19 protein-coding genes and 1 riboswitch are annotated in these 20,748 nt (G+C 66.9%); of the genes, 11 read left to right on the forward strand and 8 right to left on the reverse strand.

The window, feature by feature from the left end; all coding sequences use genetic code 11:
* Window positions 1–152: 152 nt before the first annotated feature.
* Window positions 153–1,529 (reverse strand): glycosyl transferase family protein, encoded by a 1,377-nt coding sequence (locus tag AC5JBD_RS04300; RefSeq protein WP_495720519.1) that lies wholly within the window; start codon window positions 1,527–1,529, stop codon window positions 153–155.
* A gap of 211 nt (window positions 1,530–1,740) precedes the next feature.
* Between AC5JBD_RS04300 and AC5JBD_RS04305 the strand changes: the two genes are divergently transcribed.
* The 6 genes from AC5JBD_RS04305 to AC5JBD_RS04330 all read left to right on the forward strand — a co-directional run bounded on the left by AC5JBD_RS04305 (window position 1,741) and on the right by AC5JBD_RS04330 (window position 8,709).
* Window positions 1,741–2,532 carry a Crp/Fnr family transcriptional regulator gene (locus AC5JBD_RS04305; protein WP_495720520.1) on the forward strand — a complete coding sequence of 264 codons (792 nt, stop codon included), beginning with the start codon at window positions 1,741–1,743 and terminating at the stop codon, window positions 2,530–2,532.
* 38 nt (window positions 2,533–2,570) lie between these two features.
* A complete protein-coding gene (locus AC5JBD_RS04310; RefSeq protein WP_495720521.1) occupies window positions 2,571–3,188 on the forward strand; it encodes an HWE histidine kinase domain-containing protein in 618 nt (205 codons plus the stop codon).
* A 73-nt stretch (window positions 3,189–3,261) separates the two neighbouring features.
* Complete coding sequence (gene nhaA, locus AC5JBD_RS04315) at window positions 3,262–4,545, forward strand: Na+/H+ antiporter NhaA (protein WP_495720522.1); 1,284 nt, start codon at window positions 3,262–3,264, stop codon at window positions 4,543–4,545.
* The gene (locus tag AC5JBD_RS04320; protein WP_495720523.1) at window positions 4,542–5,834 is read left to right on the forward strand and encodes a hypothetical protein; all 1,293 of its coding nucleotides are present in this window, start codon (window positions 4,542–4,544) and stop codon (window positions 5,832–5,834) included. Before nhaA ends, AC5JBD_RS04320 begins: the two co-directional genes overlap by 4 nt.
* Window positions 5,834–6,835 (forward strand): histone deacetylase family protein, encoded by a 1,002-nt coding sequence (locus AC5JBD_RS04325; RefSeq protein ID WP_495720524.1) that lies wholly within the window; start codon window positions 5,834–5,836, stop codon window positions 6,833–6,835. The genes AC5JBD_RS04320 and AC5JBD_RS04325 overlap by 1 nt, the downstream gene beginning before the upstream one ends.
* A 56-nt stretch (window positions 6,836–6,891) precedes the next feature.
* A complete protein-coding gene (locus AC5JBD_RS04330) occupies window positions 6,892–8,709 on the forward strand; it encodes a YbhB/YbcL family Raf kinase inhibitor-like protein (protein WP_495720525.1) in 1,818 nt (605 codons plus the stop codon).
* Window positions 8,710–8,722: 13 nt separating this feature from the next.
* Here AC5JBD_RS04330 and AC5JBD_RS04335 read toward each other — a convergent pair whose 3' ends face one another.
* From AC5JBD_RS04335 to sucC, 3 genes are all read right to left on the reverse strand, one after another.
* On the reverse strand, window positions 8,723–9,664 hold the full coding sequence (locus AC5JBD_RS04335) for an electron transfer flavoprotein subunit alpha/FixB family protein (RefSeq protein WP_495720526.1): 942 nt from the start codon (window positions 9,662–9,664) through the stop codon (window positions 8,723–8,725).
* The gene (locus AC5JBD_RS04340; RefSeq protein WP_495720527.1) at window positions 9,661–10,410 is read right to left on the reverse strand and encodes an electron transfer flavoprotein subunit beta/FixA family protein; all 750 of its coding nucleotides are present in this window, start codon (window positions 10,408–10,410) and stop codon (window positions 9,661–9,663) included. Before AC5JBD_RS04340 ends, AC5JBD_RS04335 begins: the two co-directional genes overlap by 4 nt.
* A gap of 199 nt (window positions 10,411–10,609) precedes the next feature.
* Complete coding sequence (gene sucC / locus AC5JBD_RS04345; RefSeq protein ID WP_495720528.1) at window positions 10,610–11,809, reverse strand: ADP-forming succinate--CoA ligase subunit beta; 1,200 nt, start codon at window positions 11,807–11,809, stop codon at window positions 10,610–10,612.
* A gap of 266 nt (window positions 11,810–12,075) precedes the next feature.
* Between sucC and AC5JBD_RS04350 the strand changes: the two genes are divergently transcribed.
* Together AC5JBD_RS04350 and AC5JBD_RS04355 are read left to right on the forward strand one after the other, a co-directional pair.
* A complete protein-coding gene (locus tag AC5JBD_RS04350; protein WP_495720529.1) occupies window positions 12,076–12,564 on the forward strand; it encodes a sterol desaturase family protein in 489 nt (162 codons plus the stop codon).
* A complete protein-coding gene (locus tag AC5JBD_RS04355) occupies window positions 12,561–13,022 on the forward strand; it encodes a hypothetical protein (RefSeq protein ID WP_495720530.1) in 462 nt (153 codons plus the stop codon). The genes AC5JBD_RS04350 and AC5JBD_RS04355 overlap by 4 nt, the downstream gene beginning before the upstream one ends.
* Here AC5JBD_RS04355 and AC5JBD_RS04360 read toward each other — a convergent pair.
* From AC5JBD_RS04360 to crtY, 3 genes are read right to left on the reverse strand one after another with little or no spacing between them, the layout of a single operon-like run.
* Window positions 12,961–13,863, reverse strand: coding sequence for a phytoene/squalene synthase family protein (locus AC5JBD_RS04360; RefSeq protein ID WP_495720531.1), 903 nt, complete (start codon window positions 13,861–13,863; stop codon window positions 12,961–12,963). The two genes, AC5JBD_RS04355 and AC5JBD_RS04360, sit on opposite strands and share 62 nt — an antisense overlap.
* The gene (locus AC5JBD_RS04365; RefSeq protein WP_495720532.1) at window positions 13,850–15,325 is read right to left on the reverse strand and encodes a phytoene desaturase; all 1,476 of its coding nucleotides are present in this window, start codon (window positions 15,323–15,325) and stop codon (window positions 13,850–13,852) included. Before AC5JBD_RS04365 ends, AC5JBD_RS04360 begins: the two co-directional genes overlap by 14 nt.
* Before the next feature lie 10 nt (window positions 15,326–15,335).
* Window positions 15,336–16,499, reverse strand: coding sequence for a lycopene beta-cyclase CrtY (gene crtY / locus AC5JBD_RS04370; RefSeq protein ID WP_495720533.1), 1,164 nt, complete (start codon window positions 16,497–16,499; stop codon window positions 15,336–15,338).
* 294 nt (window positions 16,500–16,793) lie between these two features.
* Here crtY and AC5JBD_RS04375 point away from each other — a divergent pair, with 294 nt between their 5' ends.
* Both AC5JBD_RS04375 and dinB read left to right on the forward strand, forming a co-directional pair.
* Window positions 16,794–17,213: a hypothetical protein gene (locus AC5JBD_RS04375; protein WP_495720534.1), complete on the forward strand. Its 420-nt coding sequence runs from the start codon at window positions 16,794–16,796 to the stop codon at window positions 17,211–17,213.
* 120 nt (window positions 17,214–17,333) lie between these two features.
* Window positions 17,334–18,455, forward strand: coding sequence for a DNA polymerase IV (gene dinB / locus AC5JBD_RS04380; protein ID WP_495720535.1), 1,122 nt, complete (start codon window positions 17,334–17,336; stop codon window positions 18,453–18,455).
* Between the two features lie 230 nt (window positions 18,456–18,685).
* Here the strand turns inward: dinB and AC5JBD_RS04385 are convergent, their stop codons facing one another.
* On the reverse strand, window positions 18,686–19,861 hold the full coding sequence (locus AC5JBD_RS04385; RefSeq protein WP_495720536.1) for a hypothetical protein: 1,176 nt from the start codon (window positions 19,859–19,861) through the stop codon (window positions 18,686–18,688).
* Between the two features lie 148 nt (window positions 19,862–20,009).
* On the opposite strand from AC5JBD_RS04385, the gene AC5JBD_RS04390 reads away from it, so the two are divergent.
* Window positions 20,010–20,600: an SOS response-associated peptidase family protein gene (locus AC5JBD_RS04390; protein ID WP_495720537.1), complete on the forward strand. Its 591-nt coding sequence runs from the start codon at window positions 20,010–20,012 to the stop codon at window positions 20,598–20,600.
* Window positions 20,601–20,627: 27 nt separating this feature from the next.
* A riboswitch (TPP riboswitch) is annotated at window positions 20,628–20,737 on the forward strand.
* The last annotated feature ends 11 nt before the right edge of the window (window positions 20,738–20,748 follow it).

A 20,748-nucleotide genomic window follows, 5' to 3' on the forward strand; every position in this document is an offset into this window, starting at 1 on the left:
GATAGCGAGCACTCTCGACTGCGACACTGATGGAGGAGGTGCGGACTCAGCAGCCTCACCCGCTGGCCACCAGGCCGGCGCCAGCAAGGCCGCCCGCACGGCCACCCATCCGCCGACGACCAGCCCGAGGAACCGCAGCGGCGCCGCGCCACTCATTCGGCTGGTATCTCGGCCGGGAAGCGATGCGCGGTCTTGTCCCAGGTGGTCTCGCCGGTGCGGCGGAGAGTGAGGTAGCGATAGATCGCACGTTGCGCCGCCCACATCGCAATCAGGTTCGAGACGAAGATGCGGGGCACCGAAGCCAGACCCTCGCGCCAGCCATAGGCGCGGGTCACGAAGGCGCAGCGCATCGCCAGCCGCCAGGCGAAAATGGCGAGGTTGACCTCGAGCAGGCTCCGCAGCGGCTCGCCGACCGGCTGGAGCGGCACGCCCGTGATCAGCGCCCTCGTCTGCAAGATGCCCATGAGAATGAGGCTCAGATAGGCGGCCGAGATCAGCACTGCCGCCAGCACCGACTGGCGATCGCGCAGCCGCATCCAATGCTCCGCCCAACCGCCGCTCCAGCCGAGCCGGTCCCAGCCGGCGAGCGCGATCCCCACCATCCAGCGAGACTTCTGGGCGACGGCCTCCTTGAGCGTCCCCGGGAAATATTCCTTGGTGGCGACGATCGCGCCGCGCCGCGAGCTGCGCAGCCGCACGAACACCGACTTGGCGCCTCGGGCGTGCAGCTTGAGCCCGAGCTCATAATCCTCGGTGAGGCTGTCGGCTTCGAACGGGAGCCCGCCATTCTCGGCCGCGATCATGGCCAGTGCTTCACGGGCGAAGGCGCAGCCGACGCCGGCGGACGGAATGCTGGCGCCGAGAGCCTGGCGAACCACGAGCTCCTTGCCGTGGCTCTCGGCAAACTCGTCGGCGTAGCTTTTCGAGACGAAGGTGGTTTGCTCGACCAGCGGCAAGACCGGCAGCTGGACCAGATCATGCTGCTCGATCAGCCGGTCGAACAGCATCAGCTCGGCCGGGTGAACCACGTCCTCGGCGTCGTGCAAGACGACCGCCTTCGCTCGTCGGCCCATCCGTTGCTCCTCCTCGAGCAGCGCCTCCCATAGCCGGTTGAGGCAATCGGCCTTGGTGGTGGGCCCCGGCAGCGGACCGACGGTGAGTCGAAGGCGCGGATCGATGACCGTCCTCACGGCGGCGATAGTCGCCCGATCGTTGGGATAGGCGCCGACGAAGACAAGATAATCGCCTGCGCCGAAGCGCGCGAGCGTCATCCGGAGCATGTCTCCGATCACCTCGCCCTCATCCCAAGCGGGGACGAAGACGGCGATCAGCCCCGGCTCGCTCGCCGCGGGGAGCACGTCGGCGCATATTATTCTGTTGCCGACCCGCCGCTTCAGCGTCTTGGCAATCCAGATGACATCGACGGCGAGATCGCTCGCGCCGAGCAGCAGGAACCCGCAGGCAGCGAACAGCAGCGCCTCGTGCATGACGAAGCCGAGCAGTGCGAAGAACAGCCCCGGTCCGTCCATCCCGCCTCCGATTCGGACAAGAGAACATCCATTTCGGATGCGATCCAAGCAAGACGGTGATTGCCGCGGCTCTGTTAATCTAAAGCAGCTTTTTTATGAACGCGATTGTCGACTCGCCGACAGACGTTCCCCTTCCGTTATGTTATAGTGTCCGCCTTGACCTTGTGGGCGCGTGCCAGGCTGCCCGGTCCAGTGTCTTGGGGGGATTATTGTGGTCGAAACCGCAGAAGGCGCGGGCGGCTCCAGCACGTCCGCAATCGCCACGCTCTTCGCAGGGAACCGCCTGCTCGCGACCCTGAGTCCCGGCGACCGCTCCGCCATTGAAAGCGCGTCGGAAGTTGTCCAGCTCGAACGCGACGCAGTGCTGTTCGACGCGGGCGGCGAAGTGCCCGCAAGCTATTTCCCGGCGGCGGGCGCGATGATCTCGCTCGTCCTGTTCATGCAGGACGGCCGCACGGTCGAGGTCGCGACGATCGGCAAGGAAGGCGCGGCCGGCGGGATCGTCAGCTGCGGCAGCGCGCCGGCTTTCGCGCGGGCGGTCGTGCAGATGCCGGGCCCGGCGCTGCGCGTTCCGATCTCCGTGATCGAGAGCGCCAAGGCACGCTCCGCGCATGTCAGGAGCATCTTCTGCCGCTATGCCGACGCGCTGCTGGCCCAGGTCATGCAGTCCGTGGCGTGCAATGCCTTTCACCCGATCGAAGCCCGCTGCTGCCGCTGGCTGCTGACCGCTCATGACCGGGTCGAGGGCGAGATCATCCCGCTGACCCAGGAATATCTTGCCGAGATGCTGGGCGTGCAGCGCACCAGCGTCAGCCCGATCGCCAAGCAGCTGCAGGACAAGGGCCTCATCCGCTACCGCCGCGGCCGCATCGAAATCTTGGATCGGCCCGCGCTCGAGCGCAGCGCCTGCGAATGCTACGGCGTCGTCGAGCGCCATTTCACCGCGGTGCTGCCGGAGCCCAGGCCGCAGAAGCTGATCGACGCCGGCGGCGGGATGGCGTGAGCGCGGCGGTGGCTCCAATCGAGCGCGAGGAGCCCCCCGTGGCTGGCGAGGGCATCAGTGACGATGCCCTGCGCATTCTCGAGCTGAGGCACCGCACCAAGAATATCCTGAGTATCGTCCAGGCTTTGGTCCACCAGACACTGCGCGGTGAGCGCACGATGAGCGAGGCGCGGGGCGTGCTCAGCAATCGCCTGGTGGCGATGGGCAATGCCGTCGACACCTTGCTCCAGACCTCCTGGCAACCGGCTTCGCTGGAGGAGGTCGTCCGTGCCGGCCTGATTCACAGCAGCAGCTTCGAGGGGCGCGTCCGGGCGTCCGGTCCGCCGGTTCCCGTCGGGCCCGGCGCCGCCATGTCGCTGAGCCTGGTGCTGCACGAGCTGGAGAGCAACGCGATCAAATATGGCGCGCTGTCGAACGACAGGGGGGGCGTCGACCTGCGATGGACGGTGATCAGTGGCGGCGATTCCGCGACCCTGATGATCGTCTGGCAGGAACGGGGCGGGCCGCCCGTCACTCCTCCCACCCGGCAGGGCTTCGGCACCCGCCTGATCGGCACCGGCATTGCCCGCCGCCTCGGCGGCACCGCCGACTGCCGCTTCGAACCGGAGGGCCTGCACTGGTCGCTCTCGGCCCCGCTGGCCGAGCTCGCCAGCTAAGTCGCCTTGCTGACGTAAATCGGCTTCCCTTCGCGGCGGGGGTCGTTAGGGTCACGTAACCCCCGGAGACCCGATGGCGCAGCAACGCCCCCGCACCAGACCTCGTTCAGCCTTACGCGAATTCCTCCGGAGCGAGGCGGGCGGCGGCATCCTGTTGATGGCGGCGGCGGCCGTGGCGATGATCGTCGCCAACAGCCCGCTGGCCGAGACCTACCACCACATCCTTCACGATCCGATGGGGCCGGAGCTGACGCCGAAGCTCGGCCCGATGAGCCTGCATCTGTGGATCAACGACGGGCTGATGGCGATCTTCTTCCTGCTCGTCGGCCTGGAGATCAAGCGCGAGTTCGTCGACGGGCGCCTGTCCAGCTGGAGCCAGCGCCGGCTGCCCTTCATCGCGGCGGGTGCAGGCATGGCCGTTCCCGCCATCCTCTATCTGCTGCTCACCCGCGATGTGGACGGCCTCTCCGCCGGCTGGGCGATCCCGGCGGCGACGGACATCGCATTTGCGATCGGAGTGCTGGCGCTGCTGGGGAGCCGCGCGCCGACCTCGCTCAAGCTTTTCCTCACCACGGTGGCGATCGTCGACGACATGGGGGCGGTGGCGATCATCGCCATCGCCTACACCGCCTCGATCGACACGCTGGCGCTCGGTGCGGCCGCGGGCATCCTCTTCGTGATGTATATGATGGGCAAGAGCGGCGTCACTCGCCTTTCCCTTTACCTGATCCTGGCGCTCGCCCTTTGGTACGCGGTGCTGATGTCCGGCATCCACGCGACGATTGCGGGCGTGCTCGCGGCGTCGGCGATACCGATCGTCCGCACGCCGGGCGCCCCGGACAGCGAGAGCTCGCCGCTTCACCGGCTGGAGCATGCGATCGCGCCGCTGGTCGCCTATCTGATCGTTCCGGTCTTCGGCTTCGCAAATGCCGGCGTCTCGCTGCAGGGCATGGGGCTGGAGCAGATCTTCGCGCCGCTGCCGCTCGGCATCGCCGCCGGTCTGTTCGTCGGCAAGCAGATCGGCATCTTCGGAGCGATCCTCCTCGCCGTCCGCTTCGGCCTCGCCCAGAAGCTTCGCGGTGCCACCTGGCTGCAGATCTACGGCGTCTCGCTGCTGTGCGGCATCGGCTTCACGATGAGCCTGTTCATCGGTGCGCTCGCCTTCCCGGACAATCCGCTGCTGATCGAGGAGGCCAAGATCGGCGTCCTCCTCGGTTCGGTCCTGTCCGCCATCGTGGGCTATCTTGTGCTGAGGCTCGCCAGGCCGCACCCCGAGCTCGCGCGCTGCGAGAGCGAGCAGTGCGACGAGATCGATGCGGACGGGGATGTAGCGCGAATGGAGGAAAGAACCGCATGAAGCTTGTCCAGCTGCTCCTCGCTTTCCTGTTCCTCTCCGCCTGCGTCTCGGACCAGATCGCCAACGACAGCCTCGATGAGATCGCCAAGGACTATGTCCAGATGACGCTCGAGATCGGCGAGCGCGAGCCCGGCTATGTCGACGCCTATTACGGGCCGAAGGAATGGGCGGATGCGGCCAAGGCGGCGCCGCGGTCGCTGCCCGATCTGATCGCTGAAGCGGCCGCTTTGTCGGCGCGGACGAACGCCGTCGATCCCGCCAAGCTCGACCCGCTTTCCGTCCGCCGCCGGGCCTTTCTCCTCGCCCAGCTCCGCGCGGCGCAGACGCGCCTGCGCATGATCCAGGGGGAGAAACTGAGCTTCGCCGAGGAGGCGCAGGGCCTGTTCGGCGTCCGCGTCGAGCTGAAGCCGCTGGAAAGCTACGATCCGGTGCTCGACCGCATCGCCGCCCTGGTGCCCGGCCGCGGCTTGCTCGCCAACCGCGTCGAGGCCTTCCAGGACCGGTTCACCATCGGCAAGGAGCGGCTGAAGCCGGTCTTCGACGCCGCCATCCAGGAGTGTAAGCGCCGCACCGCGCAGCATATCCAGCTCCCACCCGGCGAGCGTTTCACCATGGAGTTCGTCACCGGCAAGAGCTGGTCCGGCTACAATTATTATCAGGGCGACTTTCACAGCCTCATCCAGATCAACACCGACCTGCCGATCCGCATCAGCCGCGCGGTCGATCTCGGCTGCCACGAAGGCTATCCCGGCCACCACGCGCTCAACATGCTGCTCGAGCAGCGCCTGACGAAGGAGCACGGCTGGATCGAGTTCAGCGTCTACCCGCTCTATTCGCCGCAGTCGCTGATCGCCGAGGGCACGGCCAATTACGGCACCGACCTCGCCTTCCCGGGCGAGCAGCGCCTGCAATATGAGACGCAGGCGCTTTATCCGCTCGCCGGCATCCCGACCCGTGATGCCGACGCATATCTGAAGCTGCAGGAGGCGATGAACGACCTCCAGGGCGCGCGGTTCACGATTGCGAGCGAATATCTGGAGGGCCGGATCAACCGCAAACAGGCGGTCGAGCTCACCCAGAAATACCAACTCGTCTCGAAGCAGCGCGCCGAGCAGTTGATCGACTTCACGGAGCAATATCGCAGCTACGTCATCAATTATGGCCTCGGCCAGGACATGGCCCGCGCTTACGTCGAAGCGGCAGGTGCGACGCCGGAAGCGCGCTGGGCGGCGTTCGAGCGGATCATCTCGGAGCCGACCTTGCCGGCGGACCTGCTCGTCAGGCCCTGATGCGTATCTTCTGGGACGATCGGCAGCGGCTCCACGCGCCTCGCTTCGAATTCTTCAACGGCGGCCTCCACCCGGCCGCGGAGCATTCCGGCCGCGTCGACTCGATCCTCGCAGCGATCGGCCCGACAGAGGCCCCGCGCGATCATGGCGAGGCGCCGCTGCTCCGGGTCCATCCGCAGCACTATCTCGACTTCCTTAAGGCGGCGCATGCCGACTGGCGCGCCGCCGGCCGCGAGGGCGACGCGATCCCCTACACCTTCCCGCTCGTCCAGCGCCGCCGGCTCGACTTGTCGCGGATCGACGGCCGCCTCGGCTATTACAATTACGACACCTCCACGCCGATCGCGGAGGGCACCTGGACCGCCTCCTACTGGGGCGCGCAGACGGCGCTCTCGGCCCTCGAGGCGGTGCTCGGCGGCGAACATGCCGCGTTCGCGCTCTGCCGCCCTCCAGGCCATCATTGCGGCGCCGATTATGCCGGCGGCTATTGCTTCCTCAGCAACGCCGCCATCGCCGCCGAAGCCGCGGTCGCGGCCGGCAGGCGCGTCGCCATCCTCGACATCGATTATCATCACGGCAACGGCACCCAAGACATCTTCTACAGGCGCGGGGACGTCTTCTTCGCCTCGATCCACGCCGATCCCAGCACCGACTATCCCTTCTTCTGGGGCCATGCCGACGAACGCGGCGAGGGCGAAGGCGAGGGCGCGACGCTCAACCTCCCGCTGCCACGCGGCACGAGGCTGCCGGAGTTCACGGGGGCACTTGATCAATCGCTCGAGGCGATCGCCGCCTTCGGAGCCGACCTGCTCCTCGTCTCCTACGGCGCAGACACCTATGCCGGCGATCCGATCAGCCACTTCTCGATCGAGACCGCGGATTACGGCGCGATCTCCCGCCGCATCGTCTCGCTCGGCCTGCCGACGCTGATCCTGATGGAGGGCGGCTACGCCGTCGACGCGCTCGGCCGCAACGTCTCCGCATTTCTCTCCGGCTTCTAGACGGAACCGCGCACGGCACCCTCCGTTACGCCCCTGTATCAACAGGGGATGTACGAATGAAACGCGCGCTGATCGCCTGCCTTCTGGGCGCCATTTCCCTTCCGGCCCTCGCCCAGCCCGGCCGTGTCGGCGAGCGGCCGGTCGAGCCATCCGGGCAGCCCCTTCCGGATCATGAGGCCGCCAACATCCGCTTCGACGCCGCCGTCGTCGAGCCGCTCAAGCTCCGGCCCGACCTCGCCGCGCTGAAGGTGCCGGAGGGTTATCGCATCGGCATGTTCGCCGAGAATCTCGGCAATGCCCGAATGCTTGCGGTCGCGGAGGACGGCACCGTCTATCTCACGCGCCGCACCGAGGGCGACGTGCAGATGTTGCGCGACACCAATAATGACGGCCGCGCCGATCAGGTGCGCACCGTTGCCCGGCGCCCAGGCATGCACGGCATTGCGCTTGACGGCCGCACTGTTTTCCTCGTCACTCAGCGGGACGTCTACACTGCGCCGATCCTGGCCGACGGCAGCTTCGGGCCGCTCACGCGCATCATCGACGACCTGCCGGACACCGGCCAGCATCCGAACCGCACGATTGCGATCGGCCCGGACGGCATGCTCTACATATCGGTCGGATCGACTTGCAACGCCTGCACCGAGAGCAGCCCCGAAAGCGCAAGCATCGTCCGCGCGAGCAAGGACGGCAAGAGCCGCACCATCTACGCCTCAGGCCTCCGGAACACGATCGGCTTCGACTGGCACCCGGGTACCGAACAGCTCTGGGGTCTCGACCACGGCATCGACTGGCTCGGCGACACCCAGCAGATCGAGGAATTGAACCGGATCGACAAGGGCAGGCAATATGGCTGGCCCTTCATCTACGGCATGGGCGGGCACAATCCCCAGGACGACCCGCCCGGCGACCTCAGCATGGAGGATTGGGACCGGATGAGCGAGCGCGCCGTGCTCGGCACCGACGCCCATGCCGCGCCGATGCAGATGGCATTCTACCGCGGTGCGATGTTCCCCGCCGGTGAGCAGGGCAGTGCGTTCGCTGCCTTCCGCGGCTCCTGGAATCGCAAGGAGCCCTCCGGATATGACGTGCGCCGCGTCCGCTTCGACGCTTCCGGCAATCCAGTCGCGATCGAGCCGTTCGTGACCGGCTTCATCACCCGCCTTCAAGGCGGTGGCTGGGGCCATCGCGGCCGGCTCGCCGGCCTTGCGGTCGCCCGCGACGGCGCCTTGCTGTTCAGCGACGACGAGAATGGCGTGATCTACCGCGTCAGCTATGCCGGCCCGGACAGCGCCGGCGCGGGGCTTCCCGGATCGACGAGAATTGCAATGCCGCCCATGGGCGGCCCGATCGCCTTCGACCGCGAGGAGACGCAGACCACCCGCACGGTATCCGTCTCGTCGCCCGCCTTCCGCACCGGCGCGCCGCTCCCGCAGGAGCACAGCGCTTATTATGAGGATGTCTCGCCGCCGCTGAGCTGGGGCAGCCTTCCCGCCGGCACCCGCAGCGTCGCCCTGATCATGGACGATCCCGACGCGACCAGCGCCAAGCCATTCACCCACTGGGTCGCCTGGAACATCCCGCCGACCATGGCGAGCCTGCCGGAAGCCGTGCCGACGCTGCCGCAGCTGCCCGCGCTCCAGAACATGCGCCAGGGTCGCAACACGCGCGGCTCAGTCGGCTATTTCGGGCCCCGCCCGCCGATCGGCGACCGCCCCCACCGCTATCATTTCCAGCTCTTCGCGCTGGACACGATGCTCGACATTCTGCCCGGCTCCGATCGCGAGACCCTGCTGAGAGCCATGCGGGGCCATGTGCTGGCCAAGGGCGAGGTCGTCGGCACTTACCGCCAGGCAGCGCCGCCGCCGAAGTGACGGCACCGGCGGGTCAGAGCTTTTCGGTCAGCTCCGGCACCAGCTTGAACAGGTCGCCGACCAGGCCGATGTCAGCGACCTGGAAGATCGGGGCGTCCTCGTCCTTGTTGATGGCGACGATGACCTTCGAGTCCTTCATGCCGGCGAGGTGCTGGATCGCGCCGGAGATGCCGACCGCGACGTAAACTTCCGGAGCGACGATCTTGCCGGTCTGGCCGACCTGATAGTCGTTGGGCGCATAGCCCGCATCGACCGCGGCACGGCTGGCGCCGACGCCGGCGCCGAGCTTGTCGGCGAGCGGATCGATCAAGGCGTGGAACTGCTCGGAGGAGCCGAGCGCGCGGCCGCCCGAGACGATGATCTTGGCGCTGGTGAGCTCGGGCCGCTCGCTCGCGGCAATTTCGGAGCCGACGAAGCTCGACAGGCCCCGATCCGCAGAAGCGCCGCCGGTGGAGCCGATCTGCTCGATCATGCCGGAGCCGCCGCTCGTCGCCGCCTTCTCGAAGGCGGTGCCGCGGACGGTGATCACCTTCTTGGCGTCCGAGGACCTGACGGTCGCGATCGCGTTGCCCGCGTAGATCGGACGGGTGAAGGTGTTCTCGTCCTCCACCGACATGATGTCGGAAATCTGCATCACGTCGAGCAAAGCGGCGACGCGCGGGGCGATGTTCTTGCCGGTGGTCGTCGCCGGCGCGACGAAGGCGTCGTGATGGCTCATCTGGTCCACGATGAGGGGCGCGACATTCTCGGCCAGCGCATGGCTGTAGGCGGCATCGTCGGCGACGTGGACCTTGCCAACGCCGGCGATCTTCGTCGCCGCCTCGGCGACCGCGCCGACGCCTTGGCCAGCGACGATCAGGTGGACTTCGCCGAGCTTCGAAGCAGCCGTGACGGCGCTCAGCGTCGCGTCCTTGAGCTGGCCGCCTTCATGTTCGACCCAGACGAGCGTCTTCATCCAACCACTCCCATCACCTTCAGCTTTTCGATCAGCTCGTCGACCGAGCCGACCTTGACGCCCGCCTGCCGCTTCGACGGTTCGACCACCTTGAGCGTCGTCAGGCGCGGCGCGATGTCGACGCCGTAATCATCCGGCGTCTTCTGGGCGAGCGGCTTGGACTTGGCCTTCATGATGTTCGGCAGCGAGGCGTAGCGCGGCTCATTGAGCCGAAGGTCGGTGGTGACGATGGCGGGCAGCTTGAGCTTCACCGTCTCGAGGCCGCCGTCCACCTCGCGGGTGACGTTCACCTCCTCGCCGTTCACCTCGACCTTGGAGGCGAAGGTGCCCTGCGCCCAGCCGAGCAGGGCCGCCAGCATCTGGCCGGTCTGGTTGGAATCGTCGTCGATCGCCTGCTTGCCGAGGATCACCATTCCGGGCTGCTCCTCCCCGGCGATCTTCGCCAGGATCTTGGCGACGGCGAGCGGCTCCACCTCCTGATCGGTGGTGACGAGGATCGCGCGATCGGCGCCCATCGCGAGCGCGGTGCGGAGCGTCTCCTGCGCCTTGGCCGGTCCGATCGAGACGGCGACGATCTCGGTCGCGACGCCCTTCTCCTTCAGTCGGATGGCTTCCTCGACCGCGATCTCGTCGAACGGGTTCATGCTCATCTTGACGTTGGCGAGGTCGATGCCCGTCCCGTCCGCCTTCACCCGCGGCTTGACGTTGTAATCGATCACCCGCTTCACGGGCACCAGCAGCTTCATGTCAGCTCCCTCTCAACCCCTCTCCCTTGGATGGGAGAGGATACGGAGACTTGGCGGCTTGCCGCCTAGTCGGAGTTGGTGAGGGTGACACCGGCGGAGAATCATCTCCAGCTGTGTCACCCTCACCCAGCTACGCCTAAGCGCCTACGTCGCTAAGGCTACGCAACCCTCTCCCATCAAAGGGAGAGGGGAAACACAGTCACGCCGCTTCCTTGACCTGCGCGACGATCTTCTTGGCGGCGTCGCCGAGGTCGTTGGCGGCGACGATCGGCAGGCCGCTTTCGGCGAGGATGCGCTTGCCTTCCTCGACGTTCGTGCCTTCGAGCCGCACCACCAAAGGCACGCCCAGATTCACTTCCTTGGCCGCGGCGATGATGCCTTCGGCGATGATGTCGCAGCGCATGATGCCGCCGAAGATGTTGACGAGGATGCCCTTCACCGCCGGGTCGGACAGGATGATCTTGAACGCCGCCGTCACCTTCTCCTTGTTGGCGCCGCCGCCGACGTCGAGGAAGTTGGCGGGGAAGGCGCCGTTCAGCTTGATGATGTCCATCGTCGCCATGGCGAGGCCGGCGCCATTCACCATGCAGCCGATGTCGCCGTCGAGCTTGATGTAGGCGAGGTCGTATTTGGACGCCTCGATCTCCATCGGATCTTCTTCGGAGAGGTCGCGCAGCTCGGCCAGATCCTTGTGGCGGAACATGGCGTTGCTGTCGAAGCCGACCTTGGCATCGAGGACCAGCAGCTTGCCGTCGTCGGTGACCGCCAGTGGATTGATCTCGATCTGCGAGGCGTCGGTGCCAAGGAAAGCGTCGTAGAGCTTGGCGAGCACGTTCGCCGCCTGCTTGGCGAGATCGCCGCTAAGGCCCAGCGCCGCCGCGACCGCGCGACCGTGGTGCGGCATCAGCCCGGTGGCGGGATCGATCGTGATCGTCTCGATCTTCTCGGGCGTGTCGTGGGCGACGGTCTCGATGTCCATGCCGCCTTCGGTGGAGGCGACGACGGCAATGCGGCCGGTGTCGCGGTCGACCAGCAGGGCGAGGTAGAATTCCTTGGCGATGTCGACGCCGTCAGTGACGTAGAGGCGGTTGACCTGCTTGCCCTCGGCGCCGGTCTGGATCGTCACAAGCGTGTTGCCGAGCATCTCGGACGCGGCGGCGCGGACCTCGTCCTCGGTGCGCGCCAGGCGGACGCCGCCCTTCGCGTCGGGGCCGAGCTCCTTGAACTTGCCCTTGCCGCGGCCTCCGGCATGGATCTGCGCTTTCACGACGTAGAGCGGCCCCGGCAGCTTGCCCGCGGCGGCAACGGCCTCGTCGACGCTCATCGCGGCATGGCCGGCGGGCACCGGCACGCCGAATTTCGCGAGCAGCTCCTTGGCCTGATATTCGTGGATGTTCATGGGAATCCTGTGGAAGAGATGCTGCCGGGCCTAAAGCACAGACGAAGGGGGATGAAAAGCGGGAGACCATCCTCTCCCTTCGAGGGGAGAGGATACGGAGCCTTGGCGACGAAGGAGCCTAGGCGGTGTTGGTGAGGGTGATACCGGTGGAGACTTGCCGACGGAGGGTGTCACCCTCACCCAGCTACGCCTAAGTTCGCCAAGAGGCTCACTAAGGCTGCGCAACCCTCTCCCCTCCAAGGGAGAGGGGCACTATAGGTTGCGGCATGCATCCCGCGCTCGGCATCCTGCTCTTCCTGGCCGCCATCCTGGCGATGGAGGGGGTTGCCTACGCCATGCATCGCTGGGTGATGCACGGCCCGGGCTGGTTCCTGCACAGGAGCCACCACCGGCCGGGCGGCCGCTTCGAGGCGAACGATCTCTACGCCATCATCTTCGCGGCACCGTCGGTGCTGCTCATCTATTGCGGCATGAACCGCAGCTGGGGTGACTGGGCGGTGTGGCTCGGCGCGGGCATCGCCGCCTACGGCATCATCTATTTCGGCTTCCACGACATCATCGTTCACAAGCGCATCGGCCACCGCTTCGTGCCGCGATCGCGCTACCTCAAGCGGATCGTGCAGGCGCATCGCCTCCACCATGCGGTCGAGGAGCGCGAGGGCGCCGTCAGCTTCGGCTTCCTCTGGGCGCCGCCGCCCGAGCGGCTGAAGGCGAGCCTCGGCAAGGATCAGCTGCGGGCGCCCGCCGGCCGATGAGCTTCTTCGAATGGCTCGGCCGCGTGATCATGCTGGTGCTGGCCGGCATGATCACCCTGTCGATCATCGGCGCGATCGCGGCGATCCCCTCCGGCAGCCTGCCGCAGGCGATCCGGGTCGGCGAGCGCGAACCGATCCCGCAACCGGAACAGCAGCCGGCACCCATGCCCCTGCCGCGCGAGACCCCGGAGACGTCGGAAGCTGTCGGCGCCTCGATGAGCAATCAGGTCGTCGCCGCGCCGGCCGCGCCGGAGCCGGTCGATCCGGCAGAATGGCTGGAGGCGATCTTCTACGCGTTGCTCGCCCTCGTCGGTATCGCCGCGCTGGCGACCCTAATCCTCTGGCGCATGCTCCACCAGCGGCGCCGCGCCGCGGACGCGCTGGAGCTGATCGCGCTCAGCCGTTCCGCGCCTGCCACCACGCCTTCGCCACCCAGCCGAGCTTCGCCCGCCGGCTAACGACGACGCGATTGTCCCACGCGCGGGCGCCGCGCTTCGCCACCTCGCGGGCGATGTCGCCATAGATGCCGGCGGCGGTCAGCACCGCCCAGCGCGAGCGGAAGGGCAGCGCCTTCGCTCCCTCCCGCGCCGAGCTTTCATAGCCGTCGACCAAGCGCTCGATCCGCCGCGCCAGCACCGCCATCCGCTCGCGATATTGGGGCTTCATGTGCTGGCCGGGCGGGATGTCCATCTCGACCAGCCACTCGACCGGCAGGTAGCAGCGGCCGACCGCGTCGTCGTCCATCAGGTCGCGCGAAATGTTGGCGAGCTGGAAGGCGATGCCGAGGTCGGACGCACGGCCGAGCGTCTCCTCGTCGTCAGGCGCCACCCCCATCACCACCGCCATCATGCAGCCGACCGCGCCCGCCACATGATAGCAATAGCGGATCATGTCGGCCTCGCTGCGCGGCCGCCACTCCTGCGCATCGAGCTCGAAGCCCGCGATATGATCCCAGACAAAGCGGTGGGGGATATCGCATTCCGCGGCGACGATGCGGAGCGCGTCGAACGGCATCTCGCCCGCGGGCACGCCGGTCAGTGCCCGGTCGGTGCCGACCCGGATCAGCGACAGCCGCTCCTGCGCGTCGATTACCATGCGCGCGTCTTGGCCGAGCGTCTGGCCGTCGGCGAGATCGTCGCAATGCCGGCACCAGGCGTAGAGCAGCCAAGCATGCTCACGCGTCTTCCGGTCGAACAGCCGGCTCGCCAGCGAGAAGGATTTGGAGCCGCGCGCGATCGTCTCCCCCGCAGTCGCGACCAGGGCGTCTCTGGTGGGGCCGTCGTGCTTAGCGCAGGTCATCGATCATCAGCGCCGCCGTCGCCTTGGCGCTTCCGACCACGCCCGGAATCCCCGCGCCCGGATGGGTGCCGGCGCCGACGAAATAGAGGTTAGGGATCGCATCGTCGCGATTGTGCACGCGGAACCAGGCGCTCTGGGTGAGCAGCGGCTCAAGGCTGAAAGCGGAGCCGAGATGCGCGTTGAGGTCGCCCGCGAAATCGGACGGCGCATAGTGGAAGCAGACTTCGATCTTCCCGCGCAGCCCCGGCATCAGCCTTTGTTCCAGATGTTCCAGGATGCGGTCGCGGTAGCGCGGCCCCACCTCGTCCCAGTCAACCGCGAGCTTGCCCATGTGCGGCACCGGAGCGAGCGCGTAGAAGGTCGAGCAGCCCGGCGGCGCAAGCGCCGTATCCGTCACCGTCGGATGATGGAGGTAGAGCGAGAAGTCCTTCGACAGCACCCCATGATCGTAAATGTCGTCGAGCAGCCCTTTGTAGCGCGGCCCGAACAGGATCATGTGGTGCGGGATTTCCGGAAACTCGCCCCGGACACCGAAATGGACGACGAACAGCGAAGGGGAGAAGCGCTTGCGCCGCAGTCGGTCGGCGACCCTCCGCCCGCGCGTGCTGTGCCTGAGCAGGTCGTAGCTGTGAACGACGTCTGCGTTCGAGGCGACGGCGTCGAACGGCTCGTTCAGGCCCCCGCGCGTCCTCAGGCCGGTCACGAGATCGCCGCGCGTCTCGATCTCCTCGACCGGATCGCCGATCCTGACCGTGCCGCCGAGCCGCTCGAAATGCCGCACCATCCCCGCCACCAGCGCATTGGTGCCGCCGCGCGGGAACCAGACGCCGCCGTCGCGCTCGAGCTTGTGGATCAGCGCATAGATGGCGCTGGTGGTCATCGGATTGCCGCCCACCAGCAGGGTGTGGAAGCTGAACGCCTGCCGCAGCTTGTCGCTCTTCACGTAGCGCGAGACGATCGAATAGACCGACCGCCAGGCTTCATATTTGGCCAGCGCCGGCGCCGCCCGCACCATCGACTTGAAGTCGAGGAATGCGACGTGGCCGAGCTTCTCATAGCCCTCGGTGTAGACGCCCGCCGAATAGTCGAGGAAGCGCAGATAGCCCGCGACGTCCTCCGGCTCGATCGCCGCGATCTCCCGCATCAGCGCCGCGTCGTCGTTCGAATAGTCGAAGTTCGTCCCGTCCGGCCAGTTGAGACGGTAGAAGGGGGAGACCGGCAGCAGCTCGACGTCGGCTGCAATGTCGGCGCCGCTCAGCGCCCACAATTCCTTCAGGCAGGCGGGATCGGTGATCACCGTCGGCCCGGCGTCGAACGTGTAGCCCTCGCGCTTCCAATGGTATGCGCGGCCGCCCGGCTTGTCGCGGCCTTCAATCAGGGTGGTGGCGATCCCCGCCGACTGCAGTCTGATGGCAAGCGCAAGCCCGCCGAAGCCGGCGCCGATGACCGCTGCTGTCTTCACTCGTGAAAGGTCACTTCGCCCTTTGCCTGAGCGCCGCGGCCGCCTTGCCGACCGGCACCGGCGGCTTGCCGCTCAGCACTTTCATCTTGTCGATCATCGTCGACTGGCCGGCATAGAAGCGGGCGATGAGCGCCGGATCAAGCCTGTAAAAGCGCTCCAGCACCTTGTACCGCTCATGGGGCTCGGCCGCGCGAAACAGCATCGTGTTCAATGTGCGGTAGAAATCGCGCTTCTTCCAGAGCCCCGCCGCTTCCCGCTCGAACAAATCGTGCAGGCCGGCGCCGTCGAAGCTCTTCTGCTTGACCAGCATCGATGCCGTGCGGACCGCGTCGGGAAGCGTATAGCCGGTAGTCGGGTGGAAGAAGCCGCCGCGCAGGCCCAGCTTGGCGACCCGCGCCCCGCCGACCCGCCAGAAGGCGCCGAAATCGCCGCCCATCGTGACCGGCAGCACGCCCGATTCCTCGCGCTCGATCTCAGCCGGCTTCCACCGGCGCTTGGCGACATAGGCGTCCAGCCGCTGTCCGATCTGGGCTACGTCCAGATCGGGACTGTCCGAATAATAGGTGTCCTCGACCAGCATCCGGTCTTCCGAGAAAGGCAGGCAGTAGACGAAGCGGTAGCCGCCCTGCTGGTCGACCGTTGCGTCCATGATCACCGGCCGGTCGACGCGGTGCGGCTCGGCGAAGCGATATTCGCGGCCGACGAACTTCTGCCAGCCGAGGTCCAGCATCGACAGATTGGCGGCGCCGCGCGCATCGATCGCGCCGTCGGCCCGAATCTTCTCCCCACCGAGCAGCAGCAGCTCGTTGTCGCGGACCGCGGCGATCTTGGTGCCCAGCCGATACTGGTCCGGCCGCAGCGTTTCGCGCACGGCGCGGTCGAGGTCGACCGATCGGATGCTGTTATAGCCGGCCTTGAGCTTGCGGCTATGCTCCGGGAAGGCGACGTAGTAGCCCTCCCAATGATGCCCGACGACGGGATCGACGATCCAGCGATCGGCCTCCTCGACGTCCGGATCGAAGAAGGACCAGATGTGGTTGCCGCCGAAGCTCTCGCCTTCCTCGACCAGCAGGATCGGCACTTCGGGACGCGCCTTGACCATGGCGAGCGCGGCCAGGCAGCCGGAGAGTCCCCCGCCCGCGATCAGCAACCCGTCCCTCTTGCCCTTGGTCATCATCATACGCTTACATCAGGCGCTTAGCGCCAAGCTACGGATTGTTATAGCCCTTCGATGGGCAGGTTCATTTTGGGACGCAGCCAGACGAAATCGAGCCGAGACCGAGGCTTAGCACCATCTGGGGCGGATTACACGGTGACCGCGCGGCGTTCCTGTCGCAGCCACATACCGAAGTTGCGGCTGATTAACCCCGTCGTTCGACTTGCTTCAAATAAGTACAGCTTCGAAACCCAATGGAACTCAGCGCGGGCTTCGCACGCTGTATCCGCAAAAGCATTTGGAGCCCACAAGATGAGGATCTGGCAGTGCGGGCTCGCTGCCGTCGTTGTGCCGTGGCTTCTTGTGTCGCCCGCGGGCGCTCAGGTTTCGGCTCGTGATGGTGGCGCGCGTCCCGTTGGGACACTTGGCTATGCGGAGGTTTTAGGCCGGCGAAACGATCATCCTGCGACCAGCAGTGCCCTGTTCCCTGAGGGCGCCAACGGCCTCGGCGTGACGAGCCGGCGCGAGTTCGAGGAGGATGGTTCGCGCGCGACCCGCAACGGCCTCGTCGCCAGCATGCCGGTGGCGGAGAACATGCATGTCGGCGTCGGGATCTTCTCGGTGACCCGCTACTCGGCCAAGGAGCGCGACTTCAAGCGCACCCAGCCGATGAAGGATGTCGGCGAACGTACCGGGTCCCTGGCCGCAGTCGGCTTCAGCGTCCGGTTCTGAACCCATCCCTCGCCCCCGGCTGAGGGTAGGGAGAGGGGAAAGCAGAAGACGAGCCTGTGCGCGTCTCCCGAATCGCTCAATTCGCTTTCCCCTCTCCCGCGCCTCGGCTAAGCACAAAGGGTGAACGCAGCAACTGCTCCGAGCGCGGTCGAAGGGCCTGCGACGCACGTCCGCAAGATCATCCATGTCGACATGGATGCCTTCTTCGCGAGCGTCGAACAGCGCGACAATCCGGAACTCCGCGCCAAGCCGATCGCGGTCGGTGGCATGCACCGCGGCGTCGTCGCCGCCGCCAGCTATGAATCACGCAAGTTCGGCGTGCGTTCGGCCATGCCTTCGGTGACGGCGAAGCGGCTTTGCCCGGAGCTCATTTTCGTCAAGCCGCGCTTCGACGCCTATCGCGAGGTCTCGCACCAGATCCGCGCAATCTTCGCCGACTATACGCCGCACGTGGAGCCGCTCAGCCTCGACGAAGCCTATCTCGACGTTACCGAGGATCTGAAGGGGATCGGCATCGCCACCCGCATCGCCGAGGAGATCCGCGCCCGCATCCGCGCGGAGACCGGCCTCACCGCCTCGGCCGGCGTCTCCTACAACAAGTTCATCGCCAAACTGGCCAGCGACCAGAACAAGCCCGACGGCCTTTGCGTCATCACTCCGGCCAGGGGAGCCGCTTTCGTCGCCACCCTGCCGGTCAAGCGCTTCCACGGCATCGGCCCCAAGACTGCGGAGAAGATGGCGCGGCTCGGCATCGAAACGGGCGCGGACTTGCGCGCCATGAGCCTCGACTTCCTCAGCCACAATTTCGGCAGCTCGGGCGAATATTACTTCAACCTCGCCCGCGGCATCTGCCATCGCCAGGTCCGCGCCGACCGGGAGCGCAAGTCGATCGGCGCCGAGGACACCTTCTTCGAGGATCTGCGCGAGGAGGAGGCCTTGGTCGCGGAGCTGGACCGCATCGCCACGACGGTCTGGACCCGGATCGGCGACAAAGGGGACATCGCCGGCCGCACCGTCACGCTGAAGGTGAAATATCAGGACTTCCAGATCGTCACGCGCTGCCGCTCGCTCGACCGCGCGGTGAGCGGCCGCACCGAGTTCCTCGAGATCGGCATCGCGCTCCTCAAGACCTTGCTGCCGGCACCCAAGGGCATCCGCCTGCTCGGCCTCACCTTATCGAACCTAGGCGAGGAACGCAGCGAAGCCCCGGCGGTCGCACAAGAACTCGTGCTGCCGCTCTAGCCTCGCCCGCATTTGACATTTTGTCTGCAGCCAACCCCCTCTCCCCTTGTGGGAGAGGGTAGGGAGAGGGGTTCGCGGCAGCGGCCTCGATGGCCGCTGGTGCGATGCGCGGCGGTGCCGCGCGCGCCGCCCAGGCGGCGCTCACCCTCTCCAACTCCGCCTAGGCTCCTTCGTCGCCAAGGCTCCGTATCCTCTCCCATCAAGGGAGAGGAGCTTTAGCCCTCAGCCTGTCACTGGCTCCCCGCAGGAATGCTCGCGACGGCTGTTTCCTTCACGCGATAAGCGGTCATTGCCTGGCCGATGCAGCCCCAGGTCGCGTCGTTCTGCAGCTCCGCCGACCTGAAGCTCCCCGCAAGCGCCGCCTTGCGCCCGGCGAGCAACGCGCGCGCGCCCTCGGCGTCACTGCTGTAGGGCATGGCGAGCAGCTTGCCGCCATCGCTCGCGGGCGCGCTCATATAGGGGGTGAGGTCTCCGAAATAGACGATCTCCCCCTCCTTCACCTCGAAGGACGGCGCGCCGAGGCAGAAGGTGGTGATCTGCTGCGGATTGTAGGGCCCGGCCTGGGCGCTGCTCAGCACGTAGCGGCCCGCCGTCACCGGCAGGATGTGGAGCTCGTGCCCCGCTTTCTTGTCGATGCTGCGCGCGTGGACGCCGTAGGTCGTCTTGTCGCCCTTCTTCTTCCAGTCGCGCGGCTGGTAGTGGAGGTCGCCCTGCTCGGCATCATAGCGCGCGAAGCTCGCCGACGCCGACTTGCCGAGGCTGTGATCGTCGGGACGGCGGAAGCCGACCAGGATCGCCCCTTGGCCCGGTGCGAGCTTGAACGCGCCGAGATCCACCTTCTTGCCTGCGGTCAGCGCGGCAGGCGCCGTCACCTTGCCGCCCGGGTTGAGGCCGGCCGCCAGCTTCGGCGCGGCCAGTGCGTTCTCGAAGACCTCGATCTTGCCGTCGACCCGATCGGCGCCGACGATGGTGGCGAAATAGGCGTCGCGATCCGCATCGGTCATCGCCGCGACCTTGGCTTTGGTCGCATCGTCAACCTCGACCAGGCGCCAGCCCTTGACGAGCAGGCACGAGCGCCGGTTGGCGCGCCGCTGGATGCCTTCGGCGATCTTGGCGCCGATGAAGGCGCCCAGCCCGCCCGCCGCGCCGGCCGCGACCGGCGAGATGATGTTCGGATTGTAGAAGACGGGTACGGTGCCGCTCGGCGTGCGCGAGCCGCGCGCGATCAGCCGGCATTCCTGCCAGTCGGCATCATATTGCGCCCGCGTCGCGCCCGGCTTGTTGTAGAAGCGGTTGTCCTTGAGATCGCGCGCGGCGTCCTCGGCGATTTCAGCTGCACTGTCGTCGGGCGGCGGCGTTGCGGCAGGCGAAGCGGCGGCGGCAAGCACCGCCAAGAGCATGGACATCAGAAATTCCCCCTAGTTTGCAGATACTAGGCTGCCGAAGGGAAGGGCCGCGCGCAAGACAAGCTTCGCTGTGTCTGCCGCACTGTTGCGTTCAAGCCACAGGCACCCCTATTCACCTCGTTCACCGACCAATTGCGATGCTTTCGATATGTGCAGCGACTACCGAATCCGCGCGGAGCTTGGGCCCATCGAGGGCGCGTTCAGCCAGCTTCGCATTCCCCTCCGCTTTCCGGAGGGGCGTCCGAACATGGAGCCTCGCGACGACGTGCGGATCACGGATCGCGCTCCGATCATTCGTGCCGCCCCGAACGAACCCGAGGCTGTCGAAATGGTTCAGCGCCGCTGGAGCTGGCCGGGCCCGGGCGGCAAGCCGGTGTTCAATTTCCGGTCTGACGGCCGGGAGTTCTCCAGCGGCCGCTGCGTCATCGTCGCCGACGGCTTCTACGAGTTCACCACCCCTGCCGACCCGAAGATAAAGCGCAAGCACAAATGGCTGTTCACGATGAAGGGCGAGAGCTGGTTCGGGATCGCGGGCCTCTGGCGCGCCGATCCCCAAGTCGGCGAAGCGTTCACGATGCTGACTGCCCCGCCCGGGCCGGACATCGCGCCCTATCACAACCGGCAGATCGTGCTGCTCCCGCCCGCCGACATTGCCCGCTGGCTCGACCCGGATATCTCGGCGAGGGATGCGCTCAAGCCCCTCCCGGCCGGCAGTCTCGAGGTTCGGCAGATTTGCTAGACGGGGGCGTGCCGCGCGCGTAGAGGATTCGCTTCCCCGGGGGACCCTGCGCACAGGGTTGAGAGGCGGCTGTCCGGCCGCGACCCGCCGAACCTGATCCGGCTGACACCGGCGTAGGGAGGGAGAGCAGGCGCCTTCGCTCATGCTC

The organism is Allosphingosinicella sp., assembly GCF_059502505.1.